The following is an 18,671-nucleotide window of genomic DNA, read 5'->3' as shown; positions in this document are numbered from 1 at the left end:
CCGCGGACAGCTGTCCGCGCCCTGGGTGTGATTTCAACTCGCTGAAAAATATCGAATAAATCGACGCTTTGGACTTGGCACGCGGATTGCTCAGTAGGGTCAGGGGCCGCATTGTCAGCGGCCAGGGACCCATCGATGATTCGCGATACCTCCGCACAAGACCGACTGGTCGAGGTCAAATCCAATCCCAAGCGCCGCATGCTGCTGATCGGCATTGGCGTGGCCGTGGTGGCCGTGCTGGCCTTGTTCGGTCCGCGCATTGGGCGCCTGTTCTCGGCTGATGCGTCGGTGAGCAGCTCGCGCCTTGCGTTCGCCACGGTTGAGCGCGGTCCATTCGTGCGCGACATCGCGGCCGAGGGCAAGGTGGTGGCGGCAGTCAGCCCCACGCTTTATGCCACCTACGGCGGTGCGGTCACGCTCAAGGTGCACGCGGGTGATGCGGTGAAGAAGGGCCAGGTGCTCGCCGTCATCGACAGTCCCGAACTGACCAACAAGCTCGCCCAGGAAATGAGCGCCGCCGACGCCATGCAGGTGGATTACCTGCGTGCGCAGATCGATGCGCGCAAGACGCGCGGCGAGCTGCAGAAGGCCTTCGACAACGCCAGCATCGACAAGCAGGGCGCGGAACGCGACCTTGCCCGCTACCAGAAGGCCTTTACGCTGGGCGCCGTGCCCAGCATGGACGTGGACAAGTCCAAGGACACGCTCGAGAAGATGCGCATCACTCTCGAGCATGCCAAGACCGATCTGGCCACCAACACCGACAGCCTGAACTTCGACATCCAGTCCAAGAAGCTCGCGCACGATCGCCAGCTGCTGATGGTGAAGGATCTGCAGCGCCAGGTGGACGACCTCAACGTGAAGTCGCCGGTGGACGGCCAGGTCGGCCAGCTGTTCATTGCTGAGCGCGCCACCGTGGCCAAGGATGCCCAGCTGGTCAGCGTGATCGACCTGTCCGCGCTCGAAGTGGAAATGAAGGTGCCGGAAAGTTTCGCGCGTGACCTGGGCATCGGCATGACCGGCGAGATCAGCGGCAACGGCGTCACCTGGAAGGGCCTGGTCAGCGCCATTTCGCCCGAAGTGGTCAATGGCGAAGTCGCCGCCCGCCTGCGCTTCGACGGCCAGACGCCCAAGCAGCTGCGCCAGAACCAGCGCCTGTCCGTGCGCATCCTGCTCGACAAGCGCGACAACGTGCTCACCGTGCAGCGCGGCTCCTTCGTCGACGAATCGGGTGGCAGCTATGCCTACCTCGTGCGCGACGGCGTGGCGGAAAAGCATCCCATCCGCGTGGGTGCCAGCAGCATCGACAAAGTGGAAATCCTCGATGGCCTGAAGGAAGGCGACAACATCGTGATCTCCGGTACCGACAGCTTCAAGGGCGCCCAGCGCGTCGCCATCTCCAACTAACCACCACTCGAAGGACAACACCATGCTCAAGATGACTCATCTGTCCAAGGTCTACCGCACCGAAGTGGTGGAGACCTATGCGCTGCGCGACTTCAATATCAATGTGAACGAAGGCGAGTTCGTCGCCGTGACCGGCCCGTCCGGTTCGGGCAAGACCACCTTCCTCACCATTGCCGGCCTGCTGGAAACCTTCACTGGTGGCCAGTACCACCTCGACGGCGTTGAAGTGAGCAACCTCAACGACAACGAGCGCTCGCGCATCCGCAACGAGAAGATCGGTTTCATCTTCCAGGCGTTCAACCTGATTCCCGACCTCAACGTGTTCGACAACGTGGAAGTGCCGCTGCGCTATCGCGGCATGAAGGCGGCCGAACGCAAGGAACGCATCATGGATGCCCTCGAGCGCGTGGGCCTGGCTTCGCGTGCCAAGCACTATCCGGCCGAACTCTCCGGCGGTCAGCAGCAGCGCGTGGCTATTGCGCGCGCACTCGCCGGTTCGCCGCGCCTGCTGCTGGCGGATGAACCGACCGGCAACCTCGACACGCAGATGGCCCGTGGCGTGATGGAGCTGCTGGAAGAGATCCATCGCGAAGGCGCCACCATCGTGATGGTGACGCATGATCCGGAGCTGGCTGCCCGCGCGCAGCGCAACGTGCACATCATCGACGGTCAGGTGGTCGACCTGGCGGAAGACCCGCGCTTCCACCACGCCGTGCACGCCGCCCGCAACAACGCTCCGGCCTGATAGCCGGCCGCCGATGCCTCCTGCTTCGGCAGGAGGCGGATTGAAGCCCTGTAAAGGACGACCATGTTCGCCTACTACCTCCAGCTTGGCTTGCGCAGCCTCCGAAAAAACCMGCTGTTGACCCTGCTGATGGTGTTGGCGATCGGCTGCGGTGTGGCCGCGTCGATGACCACCTACTCGGTGTTCCGCGCGACCTCCAACAACCCGATTCCGCAGAAGTCCTCGCAGCTGTACGTGCCGCAGATCGACAACTGGGGTCCGGAAGCGCAGCAGGACAACAAGGGCGAGCCGCCCAATGCGATCACCTATACCGACGCCATCAACCTGATGCGCGACAAGCGGGCGACGCGCCAGACGGCCTTGTTCCCGGCGGCGATGTCGATCGTGCCGGCGGATCCGTCCATGCTGCCGTTCCGCGAAACCAGTTACGCGTGGTATGCCGACGCGTTCCCGATGTTCGACATTCCCTTCCTCTATGGCCATGGCTGGACGGCGGACGAAGATGCCTCGCACGCAGCGGTAGCCGTGATCGGCAAGGCGCTCAACGACAAGCTGTTCAATGGCGCCAACAGCGTAGGCAAGAACATCAACCTCAACGGCCGCGATTACCGCATCGTCGGCGTGGCGGCCAAGTGGAACCCCGAGCCGGTGTTCTACGACGTCATCAACACCAATGGCTTCGATGATCCGATCGAAGTGTTCATTCCTTTCACGCGTGCCGTGGAAGTGCAGACGACGACCAACGGCAACAACAACTGCAGCAAGGACCCGGGCAAGGGTTGGGATGCGTGGATCAAGTCCGAGTGCGTGTGGTTGGGTTACTGGGCAGAATTGCCGACCACGGCCCAGGCGGATGCCTATCGCCAGTATCTCAACGGTTACGCCGCCGAGCAGCAGCGTGCCGGCCGTTTCCACTGGGCACCCAATACGCGCCTGCGCAATGTGACCGAATGGCTCGATTACCAGAAGGTGGTGCCGCAGGAGGCCAAGGTCTCGCTGCTGGTGTCGCTGGGTTTCCTGCTGATCTGCCTGGTAAACACGGTGGGTTTGCTGCTCGCCAAGTTCATGAAGCGCTCCTCTGAAATCGGCGTGCGCCGTGCGTTGGGGGCGACGCGCAAGGAGATCTACCTGCAATTCCTGATCGAGGCAGCCGCGATCGGTCTGGCCGGTGGTGTGGTGGGTCTCGTGCTCACGGGCCTGGGTGTGATGGGTATCTCGCTGGTGTTTGAACCGGATATCGCCAAGCTCGCYACGCTCGACGGATCGCTGGTACTGCTCACCATGCTGCTGGCAATCCTGGCGACCGTGCTGGCGGCCTTTTATCCCACGTGGCGTGCTGCGCAAGTGCAGCCGGCATGGCAGCTGAAATCCAACTGAGGCGACGACGATGCTACAGATCAAGCCCATACTCGCCGCGCTCAAGCGTCACAAGGCAGGCACCGTTCTCATCGCCATGCAGATCGCCCTGACTTTGGCGATCGTCTGCAATGCGATCTTCATCATCCATCAACGCCTGGATCGCGTGCAGCGTCCCACCGGCATGGTGGAAAGCGACCTGATGGCGATCCAGACGCGCTTCGTCGGCACGGAGGAAACCAAGGCGGGTCCTCTGGTCAAGGCGGACCTGGTCGCGCTGCGCCAGCTTCCGGGCGTGCAGGACGCGGTGGCCTTGAACTCCTATCCGCTGCGCGGCGGTGGCTGGTCCACCGGTGTGCGCACCGATCCGGATGCGAAGAATTCCAAGGGACATACCACCCAATACTTCGGCGACGAGCACACCTTGCCGACCATGGCGCTCAAGCTCATCGCCGGACGCAACTTCCGTCCGGACGAAATCGTGGAAGCCGATCCGCAGGCCATACCCGATCCGGCCGCGATCATCGTGAGCAAGGCGCTGGCCGACAAGATGTATCCGGAAGGTTCGGCACTGGGCAAGACCATCTATATCGGCGATTCCAAGTCGCCCAGCACCATCGTGGGCATCGTGGAGCGCCTGCAGGTGCCGTGGAATGGCACGTGGTCCGACTCGTTCTACGAGAACTCGCTGATTCAGCCTGTACAACTCACCAGTGCGTTCACCAATTACCTGATCCGCACCAAGCCCGGCCAGCTGGCCGATGTGATGAAGGCGGCACCGGCGGCCTTGGTCAAGGCCAACCGCATGCGCGTGATTCCTTCCGAGCGTGGCRTGCGCAGCTTCGCCCAGGTGCGTGAGTATGCGTACAAGGGCGACCGCGGCATGGCCATCCTGATGGGCGTGGTGTGCCTGGTGCTGTTGGGCATCACGGCCGCGGGCATCGTCGGCCTGACCAGCTTCTGGGTCGGCCAGCGCCGCAAACAGATCGGCGTGCGACGCGCACTGGGCGCGACCAAGCACGACATTCTCAGCTACTTCCTCACCGAGAACCTGCTGATCGGCATCGCCGGCGTCCTGATTGGCGCCTTGCTCGCGGTCGGCATGAACCTGTGGCTGGTGACGCAGTTCGAGATGGCGCGCTTGTCGGTGGTCTATGTGTTGGTGGGCGTGGTGACGCTGCTGCTGCTGGGGCAGGGCGCCACGCTGGCGCCGGCTATGCGCGCTTCGCGCGTGTCGCCGGTGGAAGCCACGCGCTCGGTCTGACCGGCGCGTGGTGAAGCAGTACAGAGATCGCACGACCAGTTGAGAAGCACGAGGCAACGATGAGCGGCATGTTTGTGCACAACTTGCGACTGGGCGCGGCGAGCCTTCGGCGCAACGTCTTGCTGACGACATTGATGATCATGTCGATCGGTTTTGGCGTAGCGGCGTCGATGGTGACCTTTGCCGTGTTCCGTGCGGTATCGGGTGATCCGATCCCGCAGAAGTCGTCGCAATTGTTCGTGCCGCTGATCGACAACCGCGGTCCGCAATACAACCGCCACGGCGAGCCGCCCTCGGCGCTCAACTATGTCGACGCCGTGGCCCTGATGCGGGCGCACAAGGCGGTGCGCCAGACCATGCTGTATCCGGTGGGTCTTTCGGTGATGCCGGATGACCCGCACCGCATGCCGTTCAAGGCGCCCGGCTATGCCACCTACGGGGACTTCTTCAGCATGTTCGAGGTGCCGTTCCTGTATGGCAGCGGCTGGAACGATGCGGAAGACGAAGCGCGCGAGCCCGTCATCGTGATCAGCCGCGAGCTCAATCAGAAGTTGTTCGGCGGCAACAACAGTGTCGGTCAGCGACTGGTGCTGGATGACAAGCAGTACCGCATCGTCGGCGTCACCGACAAGTGGGATCCCAAGCCGCGCTTCTTCGACACCTTCAGCGGCAATGCCTATGCTGATCCTGCGCAGATCTATATTCCCTTTACTTATGCCATCGCGCAGCACATCGACACACGCGGCAACAACAATTGTGGCAGCGACGGCAAGCGTGGCGATACCTGGGATAGCTGGTTGCAGGGCGAGTGCGTGTGGATCAACCCATGGGTCGAGCTGAACAATGCCGAGCAGGTCCAGGCCTACCGGCAATTCCTGGACGGCTACGCGCGTGAGCAGCGCGAGGCGGGTCGCTTCAATTGGGCTCCCAACAATCGCCTGCGCAACGTGCGCGAATGGCTGGACTACCAGCATGCGGTGCCGCCGGAAAGCCGCATCTCGATGACGCTGGCGTTCGGTTTCCTGCTGATCTGCCTGGTCAACACGATTGGCCTGCTGCTGGCGAAGTTCATGCGCCGCGCTCCGGAGATTGGCGTGCGTCGCGCGCTCGGTGCCTCGCGTGCTGACATCTATCGCCAGTTCCTGGCGGAGGCGGCGATGGTTGGACTGGCGGGCGGTGCCCTGGGATTGCTGTTCACCGCGATCGGCATGCTCGGCCTGGGCATGGTGTTCGAGCCGCAGATTGCGCGGCTTGCACACCTGGACGTGTCGTTGATGCTGTTGACCCTGCTGGTGGCCATCACGGCGACCGTGGTTGCGGCGTTCTATCCCACCTGGCGGGCGGCGCAAGTGCAGCCCGCCTGGCAGCTCAAGTCCAACTGAGGGGAGGGACGAGCCATGCAGATCAAACCGATTCTTTCCGCCTTGCGCCGGCACAAGGCCGGCACCTTTCTGATCGCCGCGCAGATCGCGCTGACGCTGGCGATTGTCTGCAATGCGTTGTTCATCATCCAGCAGCGCGTGGCGCATCTGTCCGAACCGAGCGGCATCGACGAAGCCAACACCTTCGTGATCAAGAGCGAATGGGTAGGCGCGCCCGGTCCCGATCAGGCCGATGCGCAGATGCGCGAAGACTTGCAGGTGCTGCGCCAGGTGCCCGGCGTGCAAAATGTGACGCCGAGCAATTCGTATCCGCTGCGCGGCGACGGTTGGGATGACGCCATCAGGCTCAAGCCCGACCAGGTCCAGGACACCTCCGGCGCAACCATCTACTTCGCCGACGAAAACTTTATCGACACGCTGGACCTCAAGCTCATCGCCGGGCGCAATTTCCGGGCCGAGGAAATTGGCCATATGGACCTGCGTTACAAGCTCGCGCCGCCGGTAGTCATCATCACCAAGGCCCTGGCGGAAAAACTCTTCCCGGGCGAAACCGCGGTGGGCAAGACGATCTACCTGATCGGCGGTCCGGCGACCGTCGTGGGTGAGGTGGAGCTGCTGCAGGCGCAAAGCGTGGAGCATTGGGCCTCCGAGTTCGCCTATCGCTCGGTGATCATCCCCGAGCGGCTCAATGTGTCGCTGGGCGCGTTCTACATCGTGCGCACTCGACCGGGGCAGCTCGATACAGCCATGCCGGCCGCGGTCAAGGCGCTGTTTGCGCATAACCCGCGACGCGTGATCAACGAGGACGATGGCGTGCTTCCATTCAGCGAAGTGCGCTCGCGCGCCTACGAGAGCGATCGCGGCATGGCCATCCTGATGGGTGTGATCTGCGCGGTGCTGCTGGCCGTTACCGCGGCAGGCATTGTCGGTCTCACCAGTTTCTGGGTCGGCCAGCGCCGCAAGCAGATCGGTGTGCGGCGCGCACTGGGTGCGACCCAGCGCGACATACTCAATTACTTCATGACCGAGAACCTGCTGATCAGCGTGGGCGGCGTGCTGTTCGGGGCGGTGCTTGCGATTGCGATCAATTTGTGGATGGTCACGCGTTTTGAGATGCATCACCTGTCGATGGTGTATCTGATGGCAGGCGTGGCGATGTTGTTGTTGCTGGGACAGGGTGCGGTGCTGGCGCCGGCGCTTCGCGCGTCGCGCGTGCCGCCGGTGGAGGCCACGCGATCGGTGTGATCGCGTGGAGGGTGCTAAGGAGGGGAAACCACATGTTCGGCTATTACCTTGACCTGGCGCTACGCAGCCTCAGGCGTAACAAGATTCTCACCGCGCTGATGGTGGTGGCGATCGCCCTGGGCATCGGGGCGAGCATGACCACACTCACGGTGCTGCATGTGCTGTCGGGCGATCCGTTGCCCGGCACCAGCGCCACGCTGTTCTATCCGCAGGTCGATCCGCGCGACATGGACGGCTACGAGGAAGGCAAGCGCCCGCCGGAACAGGTCAGCTGGGTCGACGGCATGAACCTGCTGCATGCCAAGCGCGCCGACCGCCAGGCCTTGATGACGGGTGGTGCCGTGCCGGTGCAGCCGGCACAGGCCAACATCGATCCATTTTTCAGCGATGCGCGCTACACGAGCAGCGACTTCTTCCCGATGTTCAAGCTGGCGTTCGTGTACGGTCGTCCGTGGAGCGAGTCCGAAGACAACGCCAAGGCGCGCGTGGTTGTGATCAGCCGCACGCTCAATGAGAAGCTCTTCGGCGGCAAGAACAGCGTCGGACAAACGCTGCGCATGAAGGACAGTGCGTTCCAGGTGGTTGGCGTGCTGGACACCTGGCGCCCGACGCCGCGCTTCTACGACTTGAACATGGAAAGCTACGGCTCGGTGGAAGACGTCTTCGTCCCGCTGACCACTGCTCGCGATGTCCACTTCGAACACAGCGGATCCACCGATTGCTGGGGTACCGGTGGCGGCGACGACGAGCACGCCGAAACTTCGCCGTGCGTCTGGCTGCAGTTCTGGGTGCAGATCAACGGTACGGACAAGGTTGCCGCCTATCGCGACTACCTGGTGCATTACTCGCAGGAGCAGAAGACGCTCGGTCGCTTCCAGCGTCCGCCGAATGCGCAGCTGCCCAGCCTGATGGAATGGCTGGACATCAACAAAGTGGTGCCCGGCGACGTGCGCCTGCAGACCTGGCTGGCGCTGGGCTTCTTGCTGGTGTGCTTGGTGAACACCGTGGGCCTGATGCTGGCAAAGTTCCTGCGCAAGTCCGGCGAGCTGGGCGTGCGCCGTGCACTGGGCGCATCCAAGCGTGAAGTGTTTGCACAGCTGCTGATCGAGTCCGGCGTGATCGGCCTCGCCGGTGGCATGGTTGGCCTGCTGCTGGCCTTCTTCGGACTGTGGCTGGTGCGCAAGCAGCCGTCCAGTTACGCGGCGCTCGCGCATATGAGCATGGGCATGTTGTTGGTGACGTTCCTCCTGGCCGTTGGCGCCACCTTGCTTGCCGGCCTGTTGCCGGCGTGGCGCGCCTGCCAGATCACTCCCGCACTGCAACTGAAGAGCCAGTGATCATGGACATACTCCCGATTCTCTCCACGTTGCGCCGCCACAAGACCACCGCCTTCCTGGTGATCGTGGAGATCGCGCTGACCTGCGCCATCGTCTGCAACGCGGTCTTCATCATCAACCAGCGCATCGATCGCATCCATATGCAGAGCGGCGTGGATGAGCAGCATCTGCTGCATATCGCGCTGACCAACATCGGCGTGACCAAGGACGACAAGGCGCGCCGCGCGGAGGACCTGGCCGCGCTGCAACAGGTGCCGGGCGTGGTGTCGGTGGCCTCGGTCAACCAGGTGCCGTTCGGCAATTCATCGTCCAACGGCAGCATCAAGCTCGATCCCAAGCAGCGCCTCGCCACGCTCAATGCCACCGACTACTTCGGCGAGAACGTCACCCAGACGCTGGGCACCCAGCTGATCGCGGGGCGCGAACTGCACGCCGATGACTATATGGACATGGACCAAGTGGTCAGCGCGGCGGCGGCAAAGGATGCCAAGGGCATTCCGCACGTCACGGTGATTACGCAGAAGATGGCCAATCGCCTGTGGCCGGGACAGTCGGCGCTGGGCAAGCAGGTCTACATGTCCGACTACGCATTCACCGTGGTGGGCGTGGTCAAGGAGCTGATTCGCCCATCGATCTGGGACGATTCGGCGGCCAGCTACTCGATGGTGTTGCCGATACGCGTGGCGAACAACGAGTACATCGTGCGCGTGGACGACCCGAAGAATCGCGAGCGGGTGCTGAAGGCGTCAGTGGCGAAGCTCAAGGAGATCAACCCGCATCGCATCGTGCTCAAGCAGCATCTGTTGTCGAACATGCGCGAGGATTTCTTCCAGAACGATCGCGCGATGACGGGACTGCTGGTGGCTGTATGTGCGGCGCTGCTTGTGGTCACCGCACTGGGCATCGTCGGCCTGGGCAGCTTCTGGGTCGCACAGCGTCGCCGGCAGATCGGCGTGCGGCGCGCGCTGGGTGCGACGCGCAGAAATATCCTGCATTACTTCCAGACCGAGAACTTCCTGCTCGCCACCATCGGCATCGGCGTGGGCATGGTGCTGGCCTACGGCATCAACCTGCTGTTGATGGTTCACTACGAACTGCCGCGGCTGCCGGCGATTTATTTCCCCGTGGGCGCCTTGCTGCTCTGGACGATAGGGCAGCTGGCCGTGCTGGGGCCGGCGATGCGTGCAGCAGCGGTGCCGCCGGTGGTCGCCACGCGTTCGGTCTGAGTCACGGAGGGACAAGGGAATGTTCGGTTACTACCTCGATCTGGCGCTGCACAGTCTCGGCCGCAACAAGATACTCACCGCATTGATGGTGTTGGCCATTGCGGTGGGTATCGGCGCCAGCATGACGACGCTCACGGTGGTGCATCTGCTCTCCGGCGATCCCTTGCCGGGACGCAGCCAGGCGATCTTCTATCCGCAAGTGGACGCCGATCCGAAGAACAAGGACAGCAGCGAACCGCTGGACATGCTGGACTACCGGTCAGCGCTAGACCTGTGGAGCGCCAAGCGCGCCGATCGTCAGGTGATGCTGGTGCAGAGCACGGTGCGGCTGAATACGGCCGATGCCGGCAAGCCCGCCGTGATGATGCCGATGCTGTCGGCCACGGCGGACTTCTTCAGCATGTTCAATGTGCCGTTCCGTTATGGCGGGCCCTGGAGCGAGCAGGATGATGCGGCCCGCGCGCGCGTGGCCGTGATCACTGACGATCTCAACCAGAAGCTGTTCGCCGGCGAGAACAGCGTGGGGCGCGTCCTGCGCCTGCGCAGCAGCGACGTGCGTATCGTGGGCGTGCTCAAGCCATGGCGACCTTCGCCACAGTTCTACGCAGTCCGGGGCGGCCGCTTTGCCGCGGGCGATACCAGCGACTTCTATGCCAAGCCGGAAGACGTGATCACGCCGTTCTTTACCGGGCTGGACGTCAACGATGGCAATTTCCAGCAATTCACCTGCTGGCAGATGCCCGCGCGTCCGGGACATTTGCAGGATTCTCCCTGTGTTTGGGTCGCGCTATGGGTGCAGATCAACGATCCCACCCACGTCGCCGCTTATCGACGCTTCGTGGCTGACTACGCGGCGCAGCAGCAGGCGATCGGTCGCTTTACGCATGCGGGCAACACACGCATGCGCAGCCTGATGGGCTGGCTGGATTTCAACGGCGTATTGCCCAGCAATGTGCGACTGCAGGCCTGGCTGGCGGTGGCTTTTCTGGCCATCTGCCTCGTCAACATGGTCGGCTTGTTGCTGGCGAAATTTTTGCGCCGCAGTGGCGAAATTGGTTTGCGCCGCGCACTGGGCGCCAGTCGCGCGGCGGTATTCGCGCAGTACATGGTGGAGTCGGGCCTGATTGGCCTGATCGGTGGGGTCTGTGGCTGGTTGCTGACCATGGCGGGGCTGTGGTTTATCCGGCAGCAGCCGGTGGCCTATGCGGATCTTGCGCGACTGGATGTGCCGATGTTCCTGCTCACCTTCGTCGCCGCGATCGGCGCCAGCCTGCTGGCCGGCGCGCTGCCGGCAGTGCGTGCGTGCCGCGTGGTGCCGGCATGGCAACTGAAATCGCTGTGAGGCCCGCCATGACGCAATTTGCTCCCATCCTTTCCGCTTTGCGCCGTCATCGTCTGGCCACGGCGCTAATCGCGCTGGAAATCGCGCTCGCCTGCGCGGTGTTGTGCAACGCCTGCTTTCTTATCGTGGGACAGCTGCGGGCGCTGCATATCGAAAGCGGTGTGGCCGAATCCTCGCTGGCGGTGATCAACCTAGGTTGCGACGGATGCAAGGGCGCCGACCTGAACGCAAGGGTGACCACCGCGTTGCGTGCCGTGCCCGGCGTGCAGTCGGTGGCGGTGGTCAATGCCGTGCCGTTCGCGCAACCCACGGTCTATGCCGGCATCAACCTCGACCACGAACATTTCATCGCCGTGCCGCACTTCTACGCGGGCGGTCCCGGTGCCGTGGAAACGCTGGGGCTGCAACTGGTGGCGGGACGTGCATTCCAGCCGGAGGACTTTCAGACGGCCGACCTGTGGTTGCCACAGAACCCCTCGGTTTGGATCACCCGCGCGTTCGCCGAGCGGTTGTGGCCCGGACAGGACCCGCTGGGCAAGGAGTTCTTTTCGGACCAGTACCACTTCCGCGTGGTCGGCGTGATGGCGCACCTGACGCCTCCCGATCCAGGTGGCGGTCATGGCGACAGTGCGGGCGAGTGGTCCGTGTTCGTGCCGGTGAATCCAGGCACGTCGCTCAATGGTGTTTATGCGGTGCGCGCGAATCCCGCCGATCTGCCGCGTGTACTCCGCGAAGCTCGCGACGCGGCGCAGAAGGCTGCCCCCGAGGCGGTGCTCGACCTGCAACAGAGCCGCACGGTGCCTGAGTTGCGCTCGGATTTCTTTCGCCAGACGCGGATCATGGTCGGCACGCTGGCCGGCGTCATCGTGGCGTTGCTGCTGGTGACGGCGCTGGGGATCGTAGGGCTGGCCAGCTTCTGGGTGCAGCAACGGCGCAAACAGATCGGCATRCGCCGCGCCATCGGCGCCACGCGCGGCGACATCCTGCATTACTTCCAGGCCGAGAATTTCCTGATCGTGACGGTGGGCATCGCCATCGGCATGGTCCTGACCTTCGCACTCAATCTGGTGCTGATGAAATTTTACGAAGTGCCGCGCCTGCCGGTGTATTACCTGCCAGTCGGTGCGCTGGTGCTGTGGGGACTGGGGCAGCTAGCCGTATTGGCGCCGGCCCTGCGCGCGTCGCAAGTACCGCCGATGGTGGCGACGCGATCGGTGTGATTTCTTGCGGGGAATGGCATGGACGGCGCTGCGCCGGTTAATGTCACAGGGGAGCAGCGTGCCGCGAACGCTGCGGCAAGATGGTGACTCAAACAACAGGGCAGGGAACGGATGCGTTACAACCTGATGTTGGCGTGGCACGGACTCAAGCGATTTCCACGCAGCACCATACTCGCCGTGCTCACCGTGGCGATGGGGCTGGCCGCCACCATGACGACACTGGCCTTGCTGCACCAACTCACGGCCGATCCGTTGCCGGGGCGCAGTGGCCATCTGTATCTGGCGTGGGTGGATACGGTGAGGGCCAAGTCGGCGCAAAGTACATCGCTCAACGGTGTGGCGATCAACGCCAACCACCGGATCAAACTGGACGATGCAAAGGGGCTCTTGCACGACCACCGGGCCCACTGGCAGGCCCCCATGGCCAGCACCTCCGTGGAGATGACCGGCAGTGGGCCCAATCCGCGCAGCAAACACGATTACGTGATGGCAACCACCAGCGAGGTGATACCGCTGTTTGGCATTGCGCTGCGTAGCGGGCGCGGTTGGACGCCTGGTGAGGACGAGCAGCGCGCACGCGTGGTCGTGATCGACAGCGAGCTTGCGCAATCGATCTATGGGACGGTCGACGTTCTAGGTCGTGAATTGAAAATCGGCAAGGGTGTGTTTCGCATTATCGGTGTGAGCGCGGTTTTCGCGCCTCAGCCGCATTTCTACGATCTTTCGGCATTCGCATTCAGTGGCACACGGCGGGATCGTGCTTTCGTTCCTGTATCCGCCTTGCTGGATGCCGGTGGCGAACTGTCCGGCAACGATGGCTGCGACGAAGACGCGCCTGCGAAAAAGACCACGCTCTTTGGCACCGACGTCGCGCATTGCGCCGCGTTGAGCTATTGGGTGGATCTCCCTTCGAAAGCCCAAGTCGACGATTTTCGGTCTTATCTCCAGCATTACGTGGAAGAGCAGAAATCGCTGGCAGGTTTTGGCAAGCCCGCGCGCTCTGATCTCATAGGCGTGGGGGCATGGCTGAGAAGGCAGAACGTGGTGCCGGACAACGCGTGGTTGAACGCGTGGCTGGCGGGCTCGTTCCTGCTCCTGTGCATGGCCAACGTGGCGGGCCTGCTCGCGGCGCGCTTCCTGCGTCGTGGCGCGGAAGTCGGCATTCGTCGTGCACTGGGTGCACCTCGGCGTGCGATTTTCCAGCAGCACGTATTCGAGGCTGCATTGATCTGCCTGGTCGGTGGCTTGCTGGCGCTACCGCTGACTTTGTTCGGGCTGTGGACGTTGCGTCTGCAGGACAGCGGCTTCACCGATCTGGCCCGCCTGGATCCGGCGATGTTCGGCGCGCTGTTCCTGCTTGCGCTGGGCGAGGGTGTGCTTACGGGGTGGTTGCCTGCCTGGCGGGCGTCGCGCGTTGAGCCGGGCCTGCAGGTCAAGAGTGCATAAGGGGAGCGCGATGTCACTTCGGATCATGCTCAAGATTTTGCAGCGCCACGCGCTGATGCCTGCGCTGGTCTTGCTACAGGTGGCGTTGGCATGCGCCATTCTGTGCAATGTCCTGTTCCTCGTCTGGCAACGCGTGCAGCCAATGGTCGCACCCAGCGGCCTTGCCGAGGACGAACTGGTGCTGGTGGATCAGATCGCCTCACACGTACGGCCGTGGACCGCTGCCGAGGCGCGCGAGGGGCAGCTTGCACTGAGTCATCTCCCAGGCGTGCGTTCGGCGTCGGGTGCGCTGGGGTTGCCCATGATCGGCCAGGTGACCGTCGATTACGCGCTCAAATCGCCCTCGGGCGTGTCGGTGGGTGTGAACGGTTATTTCGGCGATGGCCTGGTCAAGGCACTGGGTCTTCAGTTGGTCGAGGGACGTGATTTCCTGCCCGGCGAGTACGGAGACATTGGTGTCAGCCAGAGCTCCAGCGGCGTGCCCACCGCCAAAACAGCTCAGTCCATCATCATTACGCAGTCGCTCGAGCGGCAGTTGTTCAAAGGTGAGTCTGCGGTGGGCAAGCTGTTGGCTGTCCCCGATGACCCCAGCGACCCGGGCTATCGGGTGGTGGGTGTCGTGCGCCATCTGATGCGCAACCAAGTCGATCTTGCGACGGATGGGCGCGCCGACAACACCATACTGGCGGCCCTGCGTGTCGGCGATACAGCCATCCTCAGTTACGCCGTACGGATCGATCCGGCCATGCGCGAGGTGGCCTTGCGTGGCATCCGCGACACCATCAAGCGTGAGTTTGGCCCCCTGATGGGCGGGGAATCCTTTGTGCGCATCGGCACCTATGCCGAGCGCCGCAGTGAAGCATTGAGGAGCGCCCGCGCCGCCCTGTGGCTCTTCGCCGGCGTCACCATCGCCGTCATCGTCGTCACCGCCATCGGCATCATGGGCCTCACCGGCTTCTGGGTGCAGCGGCGCACGCGCCAGATCGGCATCCAGCGGGCGCTGGGGGCGCGTCGCTCGCAGGTGTTGCGCTATTTCATGCTGGAGAACCTGCTGATTGCCGGCGCTGGCGTGGTGGTCGGCATGGCGTTGGCTTATGTGGCCAATGGGCTGCTGATGCATTACTACGAACTGCCGCATCTGCCATGGAACTACTTGCCCATCGGCGGCGCGGTGGTGCTGTTGCTCGGCCAGTTGGCCGTGCTGGCGCCGGCCAGGCGGGCGGCTGAGGTGCCCCCGGTGGTGGCCACGCGGGCTATCTGAACGAGGGGCCGTGCAGTTCGGCACGGGCAGCCCGGCCCGCGGTGTGCAGAATAGGCGTTATCTCAACCCGAGGATGTACCCATGAAGATTGGACCACGTATGCTCCTGGTCAGCCTGGCACTGTCTGCGGCCTGCGCCGCCTCGGTGCAGGCCGCCACGGCGGATGTCTCCACGCGCGAAAAGGCGTTGAACGATCTGCTGGCCGAGCAGTGGCAGCACAATCTGGAGAACTCGCCGGAGTTCGCCACCATCCTCGGCGATCTGCGCTACAACGACCGCTGGACCGACGCCTCGCTGGCGCACCAGCAGGCCGAAATAGCCAAGGCCCAGGACTTCCTCAAGCGCTTCCAGGCGATCGACACCACCGGCTTCTCCGCCGATGACAAGCTCAACCAGCAACTGATGGTTCGCCAGCTGCAGGACGCGCTCAAGTCGCATCAGCTGAAGCTCGACGAGATGCCGCTGGACCAGATGAGCGGCGCGCACCTGCAGCTCGCCGGTTTCATCAGCTCCATCCCGTTCGACAACACCAAGGAATACGACGACTACCTCGCGCGCCTGAAGGCCGTGCCCGCCCTGTTCGACCAGGTCACCGCGGTCGCGCAGCAGGGCCTGAAGGACGGCATGATGCCGCCGAAGTACCTGCTCGAAAAAGTCGTCACGCAGATCGACAGCATCGGCAAGCCGGCCGGCATGGACAGCGTGTTTGCCGAGCCGTTGAAGCACTTCCCCAAGTCGGTCTCCGCGGCTGACCAGAAGCGCCTGCACGACGCCATCCTCGCCGCCATCGACCAGCAGGTACGCCCGGCCTACCAGAAGCTCGGCGCCTTCGTGAAGAACGACTACGCCCCGCACGGCCGCAGCGAGCCGGGCGTGTGGCAGCTGCCCAACGGCGCGGCCATCTATGCGTTCCAGGTGGAGCAGATGACCACCACCAAGGAAAGCCCGGAGCGCATCCACGAGATCGGCCTGTCCGAAGTGAAGCGCATCGAAGGCGAGATGACCGAGATCGCCAAGCAACAGGGCTTCAAGGATCTGCCGAGCTTCCGCGAGTCGCTCAAGACCAACCCGAAGGTGCATGCGACCTCGCGTGAGGACATCCTCAACCGCTATCGCAATTACCTGGCTGGCATGCAGCCGGAACTGCCCAAGCTGTTCGGCCTGCTGCCCAAGACCAAGGTGGAAGTGGTGCCGGTGGAAGCCTTCCGCGAGAAGGAAGCCGCTGCGGCCGAATATCACCAGGGCACGCCGGATGGCTCGCGTCCGGGCCAGATCTTCGTCAACACCGGCGACTACCAGAACCGCAGCGTGCTGAGCATCGAGTCCACCGCCTATCACGAAGGCATCCCGGGCCATCACATGCAGATCTCGATCGCGCAGACCCTGCCCAAGCTGCCGCCGTTCCGCCAGCAGGCGGGCTATACCGCGTATATCGAAGGCTGGGCGCTGTATGCCGAGCAGCTGGGCAAGGAAGTGGGCTTCTACAAGGATCCGCTGTCCTACTACGGTCATCTGTCCGATGAACTGCTGCGCGCCGACCGCCTCGTGCTCGACACGGGCGTGCATTACAAGCACTGGTCGCGTCAGCAGATGGTGGACTTCTTCCATGCCCATTCCAGCGAGGATGAGCCGGATGTGCAGGCCGAAACCGACCGTTACATCACCTGGCCGGGCCAGGCGCTTGCATACAAGATGGGCCAGCTGAAGATCCTCGAGCTGCGTGCGCGCGCCAAGAAGGAGCTGGGCGACAAGTTCGACATCCGCTCGTTCCACGACGAGGTACTGGGCGGCGGCGCACTGCCGCTGGACGTGCTCGAATCGCGTACCGACGCCTGGATCGCCGCCGTGAAGGCGGGCAAGGCGCCGGTGCATCCGGTCGCTGGCTGATCCACCTGCGTGCGTCGCCCTCGGGGCGGCGCACGCATCCCTGGCCAGGATGGACGGGAATATGAACGACGAATCGCCACGAATCGACCGATTGATGGCAACCTTTTGGCGTGGAGATGCATCCACGTCTACATGTGCAAGCGACGAATGCGAACCGTACTGATCATCGACGACAACCCGGCCGTGGGTGAGGCGCTGTCCCTGGCGCTCTCCCTCCATGAGATCCGCCCGCTGATCGCGCTCACGCCCGAGCAAGGCCTGGCCATGCTCGAGACCGAGCGGGTGGACGTGGTGATCCAGGACATGAATTTCACCGCCGATACCACCTCGGGCGAGGAGGGCATCGCGCTGTTCCGCGAGCTGCGCCAGCGCCACACCGATATGCCGGTGATCCTGCTCACGGCCTGGACCCACCTGGAAACCGCGGTTGAACTGGTCAAGGCGGGGGCGGCCGACTATCTCGCCAAACCGTGGGACGACGCCAAGCTGCTCGCCACGGTGGAGAACCTGCTGGAGCTTTCCGAGTCCACCCGCGAGGTCACGCGCGCGCGCAACGAGCGCCGCAAGCGCCGCGAAGACCTGCAGCGCCGCTACGACCTCGACGGCATCGTGTTCGCCTCCGAAGCGATGGCACGCACGCTGGACCTGGCCTGCCAGGTGGCGCGCTCCGACGTGCCCGTGCTCATCACCGGGCCCAACGGCGCCGGCAAGGAACGCATCGCCGCCATCGTGCACGCCAACTCGGCAGTCAAACGTGGCCAGTTCATCGCCGTGAACTGCGGTGCGCTGCCGGGTGAATTGATCGAAGCCGAATTGTTCGGCGCCGAAGCCGGCGCTTACACCGGCGCCAACAAGGCGCGCGAAGGCCGCTTCGAAATGGCCGACGGCGGCACCTTGTTCCTCGACGAAATCGGCAACCTGTCGTTGTCGGGACAGGTGAAGCTGCTGCGCGTGCTGGAGACCGGCCAGTTCGAGCGACTGGGCTCGGGTCGCACGCGCCAGGTAAAGGTGCGCGTCTTGAGCGCCACCAATGCCGACCTGAAGGCCATGATCCGTGCAGGCACCTTCCGCGAAGATTTGTATTACCGCCTCAACGTGATCGAAGTGAACCTGCCGCCGCTGGCCGATCGCGTCGACGACATCCTGCCGCTGGCCGAATTCTTCCTCGGTGGCCGCGCTGAACTGACCGATGCCGCGCGCGATTCGATGCTGAGCTATCCGTGGCCGGGCAACGTGCGTGAATTGAAGAACTCCATCGAGCGCGCCGCTTTGCTGGTGAGTGATGGCCGCATTACGCCCGAACAGCTGAACCTGCCGCAGATTGCCGTAGCCGGCACACGCAACCTGGATGAACCCAGCCGCGAGTCGGTGGAAGCCGCGCTCGACAAGGCCGGCGGCGTCGTCAGCCGCGCGGCCCAGACCCTGGGCCTGTCGCGGCAGGCTTTGTATCGCCGCATGGAACGCTACGGCCTGGCCCAGGCGTGATAGCCGCAGGAGCGGCAGCAAACACCTGTGGGAGCGCACCCTGTGCGCGACAGCCTTTCGCGAAAACC

14 protein-coding genes are annotated in these 18,671 nt (G+C 63.6%); all 14 read left to right on the top strand.

Translation table 11 applies throughout. The features are described 5' to 3' along the window. Positions 1–135: 135 nt before the first annotated feature. The 14 genes from AC1DMG_RS08135 (at position 136) to AC1DMG_RS08070 (ending at position 18,603) form a co-directional block, all read left to right on the top strand. Complete coding sequence (locus tag AC1DMG_RS08135) at positions 136–1,407, top strand: efflux RND transporter periplasmic adaptor subunit (protein ID WP_441602468.1); 1,272 nt, start codon at positions 136–138, stop codon at positions 1,405–1,407. Positions 1,408–1,429: 22 nt separating this feature from the next. Then, positions 1,430–2,152 (top strand): ABC transporter ATP-binding protein, encoded by a 723-nt coding sequence (locus AC1DMG_RS08130; protein ID WP_046970517.1) that lies wholly within the window; start codon positions 1,430–1,432, stop codon positions 2,150–2,152. Positions 2,153–2,215: 63 nt separating this feature from the next. Further along, positions 2,216–3,529, top strand: a complete 1,314-nt coding sequence (locus AC1DMG_RS08125; RefSeq protein WP_477180391.1) for an ABC transporter permease — start codon at positions 2,216–2,218, stop codon at positions 3,527–3,529. A gap of 10 nt (positions 3,530–3,539) precedes the next feature. Then, positions 3,540–4,772 (top strand): ABC transporter permease, encoded by a 1,233-nt coding sequence (locus tag AC1DMG_RS08120; RefSeq protein WP_477180390.1) that lies wholly within the window; start codon positions 3,540–3,542, stop codon positions 4,770–4,772. 68 nt (positions 4,773–4,840) lie between these two features. Beyond that, positions 4,841–6,154 carry an ABC transporter permease gene (locus AC1DMG_RS08115; RefSeq protein WP_477178073.1) on the top strand — a complete coding sequence of 438 codons (1,314 nt, stop codon included), beginning with the start codon at positions 4,841–4,843 and terminating at the stop codon, positions 6,152–6,154. Positions 6,155–6,169: 15 nt separating this feature from the next. Further along, positions 6,170–7,399 carry an ABC transporter permease gene (locus AC1DMG_RS08110; protein WP_477177915.1) on the top strand — a complete coding sequence of 410 codons (1,230 nt, stop codon included), beginning with the start codon at positions 6,170–6,172 and terminating at the stop codon, positions 7,397–7,399. Between the two features lie 32 nt (positions 7,400–7,431). Then, positions 7,432–8,736: an ABC transporter permease gene (locus AC1DMG_RS08105; RefSeq protein ID WP_477177916.1), complete on the top strand. Its 1,305-nt coding sequence runs from the start codon at positions 7,432–7,434 to the stop codon at positions 8,734–8,736. Between the two features lie 2 nt (positions 8,737–8,738). After that, positions 8,739–9,962, top strand: coding sequence for an ABC transporter permease (locus AC1DMG_RS08100; RefSeq protein WP_477177917.1), 1,224 nt, complete (start codon positions 8,739–8,741; stop codon positions 9,960–9,962). A 19-nt stretch (positions 9,963–9,981) separates the two neighbouring features. Further along, the gene (locus AC1DMG_RS08095; protein WP_477177918.1) at positions 9,982–11,304 is read left to right on the top strand and encodes an ABC transporter permease; all 1,323 of its coding nucleotides are present in this window, start codon (positions 9,982–9,984) and stop codon (positions 11,302–11,304) included. Positions 11,305–11,312: 8 nt separating this feature from the next. Then, on the top strand, positions 11,313–12,524 hold the full coding sequence (locus tag AC1DMG_RS08090; RefSeq protein WP_477180389.1) for an ABC transporter permease: 1,212 nt from the start codon (positions 11,313–11,315) through the stop codon (positions 12,522–12,524). Between the two features lie 111 nt (positions 12,525–12,635). Further along, positions 12,636–13,970 carry an ABC transporter permease gene (locus AC1DMG_RS08085; RefSeq protein WP_477180388.1) on the top strand — a complete coding sequence of 445 codons (1,335 nt, stop codon included), beginning with the start codon at positions 12,636–12,638 and terminating at the stop codon, positions 13,968–13,970. A gap of 10 nt (positions 13,971–13,980) precedes the next feature. Next, the gene (locus AC1DMG_RS08080; RefSeq protein ID WP_477177921.1) at positions 13,981–15,231 is read left to right on the top strand and encodes an ABC transporter permease; all 1,251 of its coding nucleotides are present in this window, start codon (positions 13,981–13,983) and stop codon (positions 15,229–15,231) included. 81 nt (positions 15,232–15,312) lie between these two features. Continuing rightward, the gene (locus tag AC1DMG_RS08075) at positions 15,313–17,118 is read left to right on the top strand and encodes a DUF885 domain-containing protein (protein WP_441602477.1); all 1,806 of its coding nucleotides are present in this window, start codon (positions 15,313–15,315) and stop codon (positions 17,116–17,118) included. A 147-nt stretch (positions 17,119–17,265) separates the two neighbouring features. After that, entirely contained in the window at positions 17,266–18,603 is a 1,338-nt protein-coding gene (locus AC1DMG_RS08070) for a sigma-54-dependent transcriptional regulator (protein ID WP_477175324.1), read from the top strand. The last annotated feature ends 68 nt before the right edge of the window (positions 18,604–18,671 follow it).

Source organism: Dyella sp. 01N36 (assembly GCF_056399745.1).
This window is presented reverse-complemented; position numbering and strand designations above follow the sequence as displayed.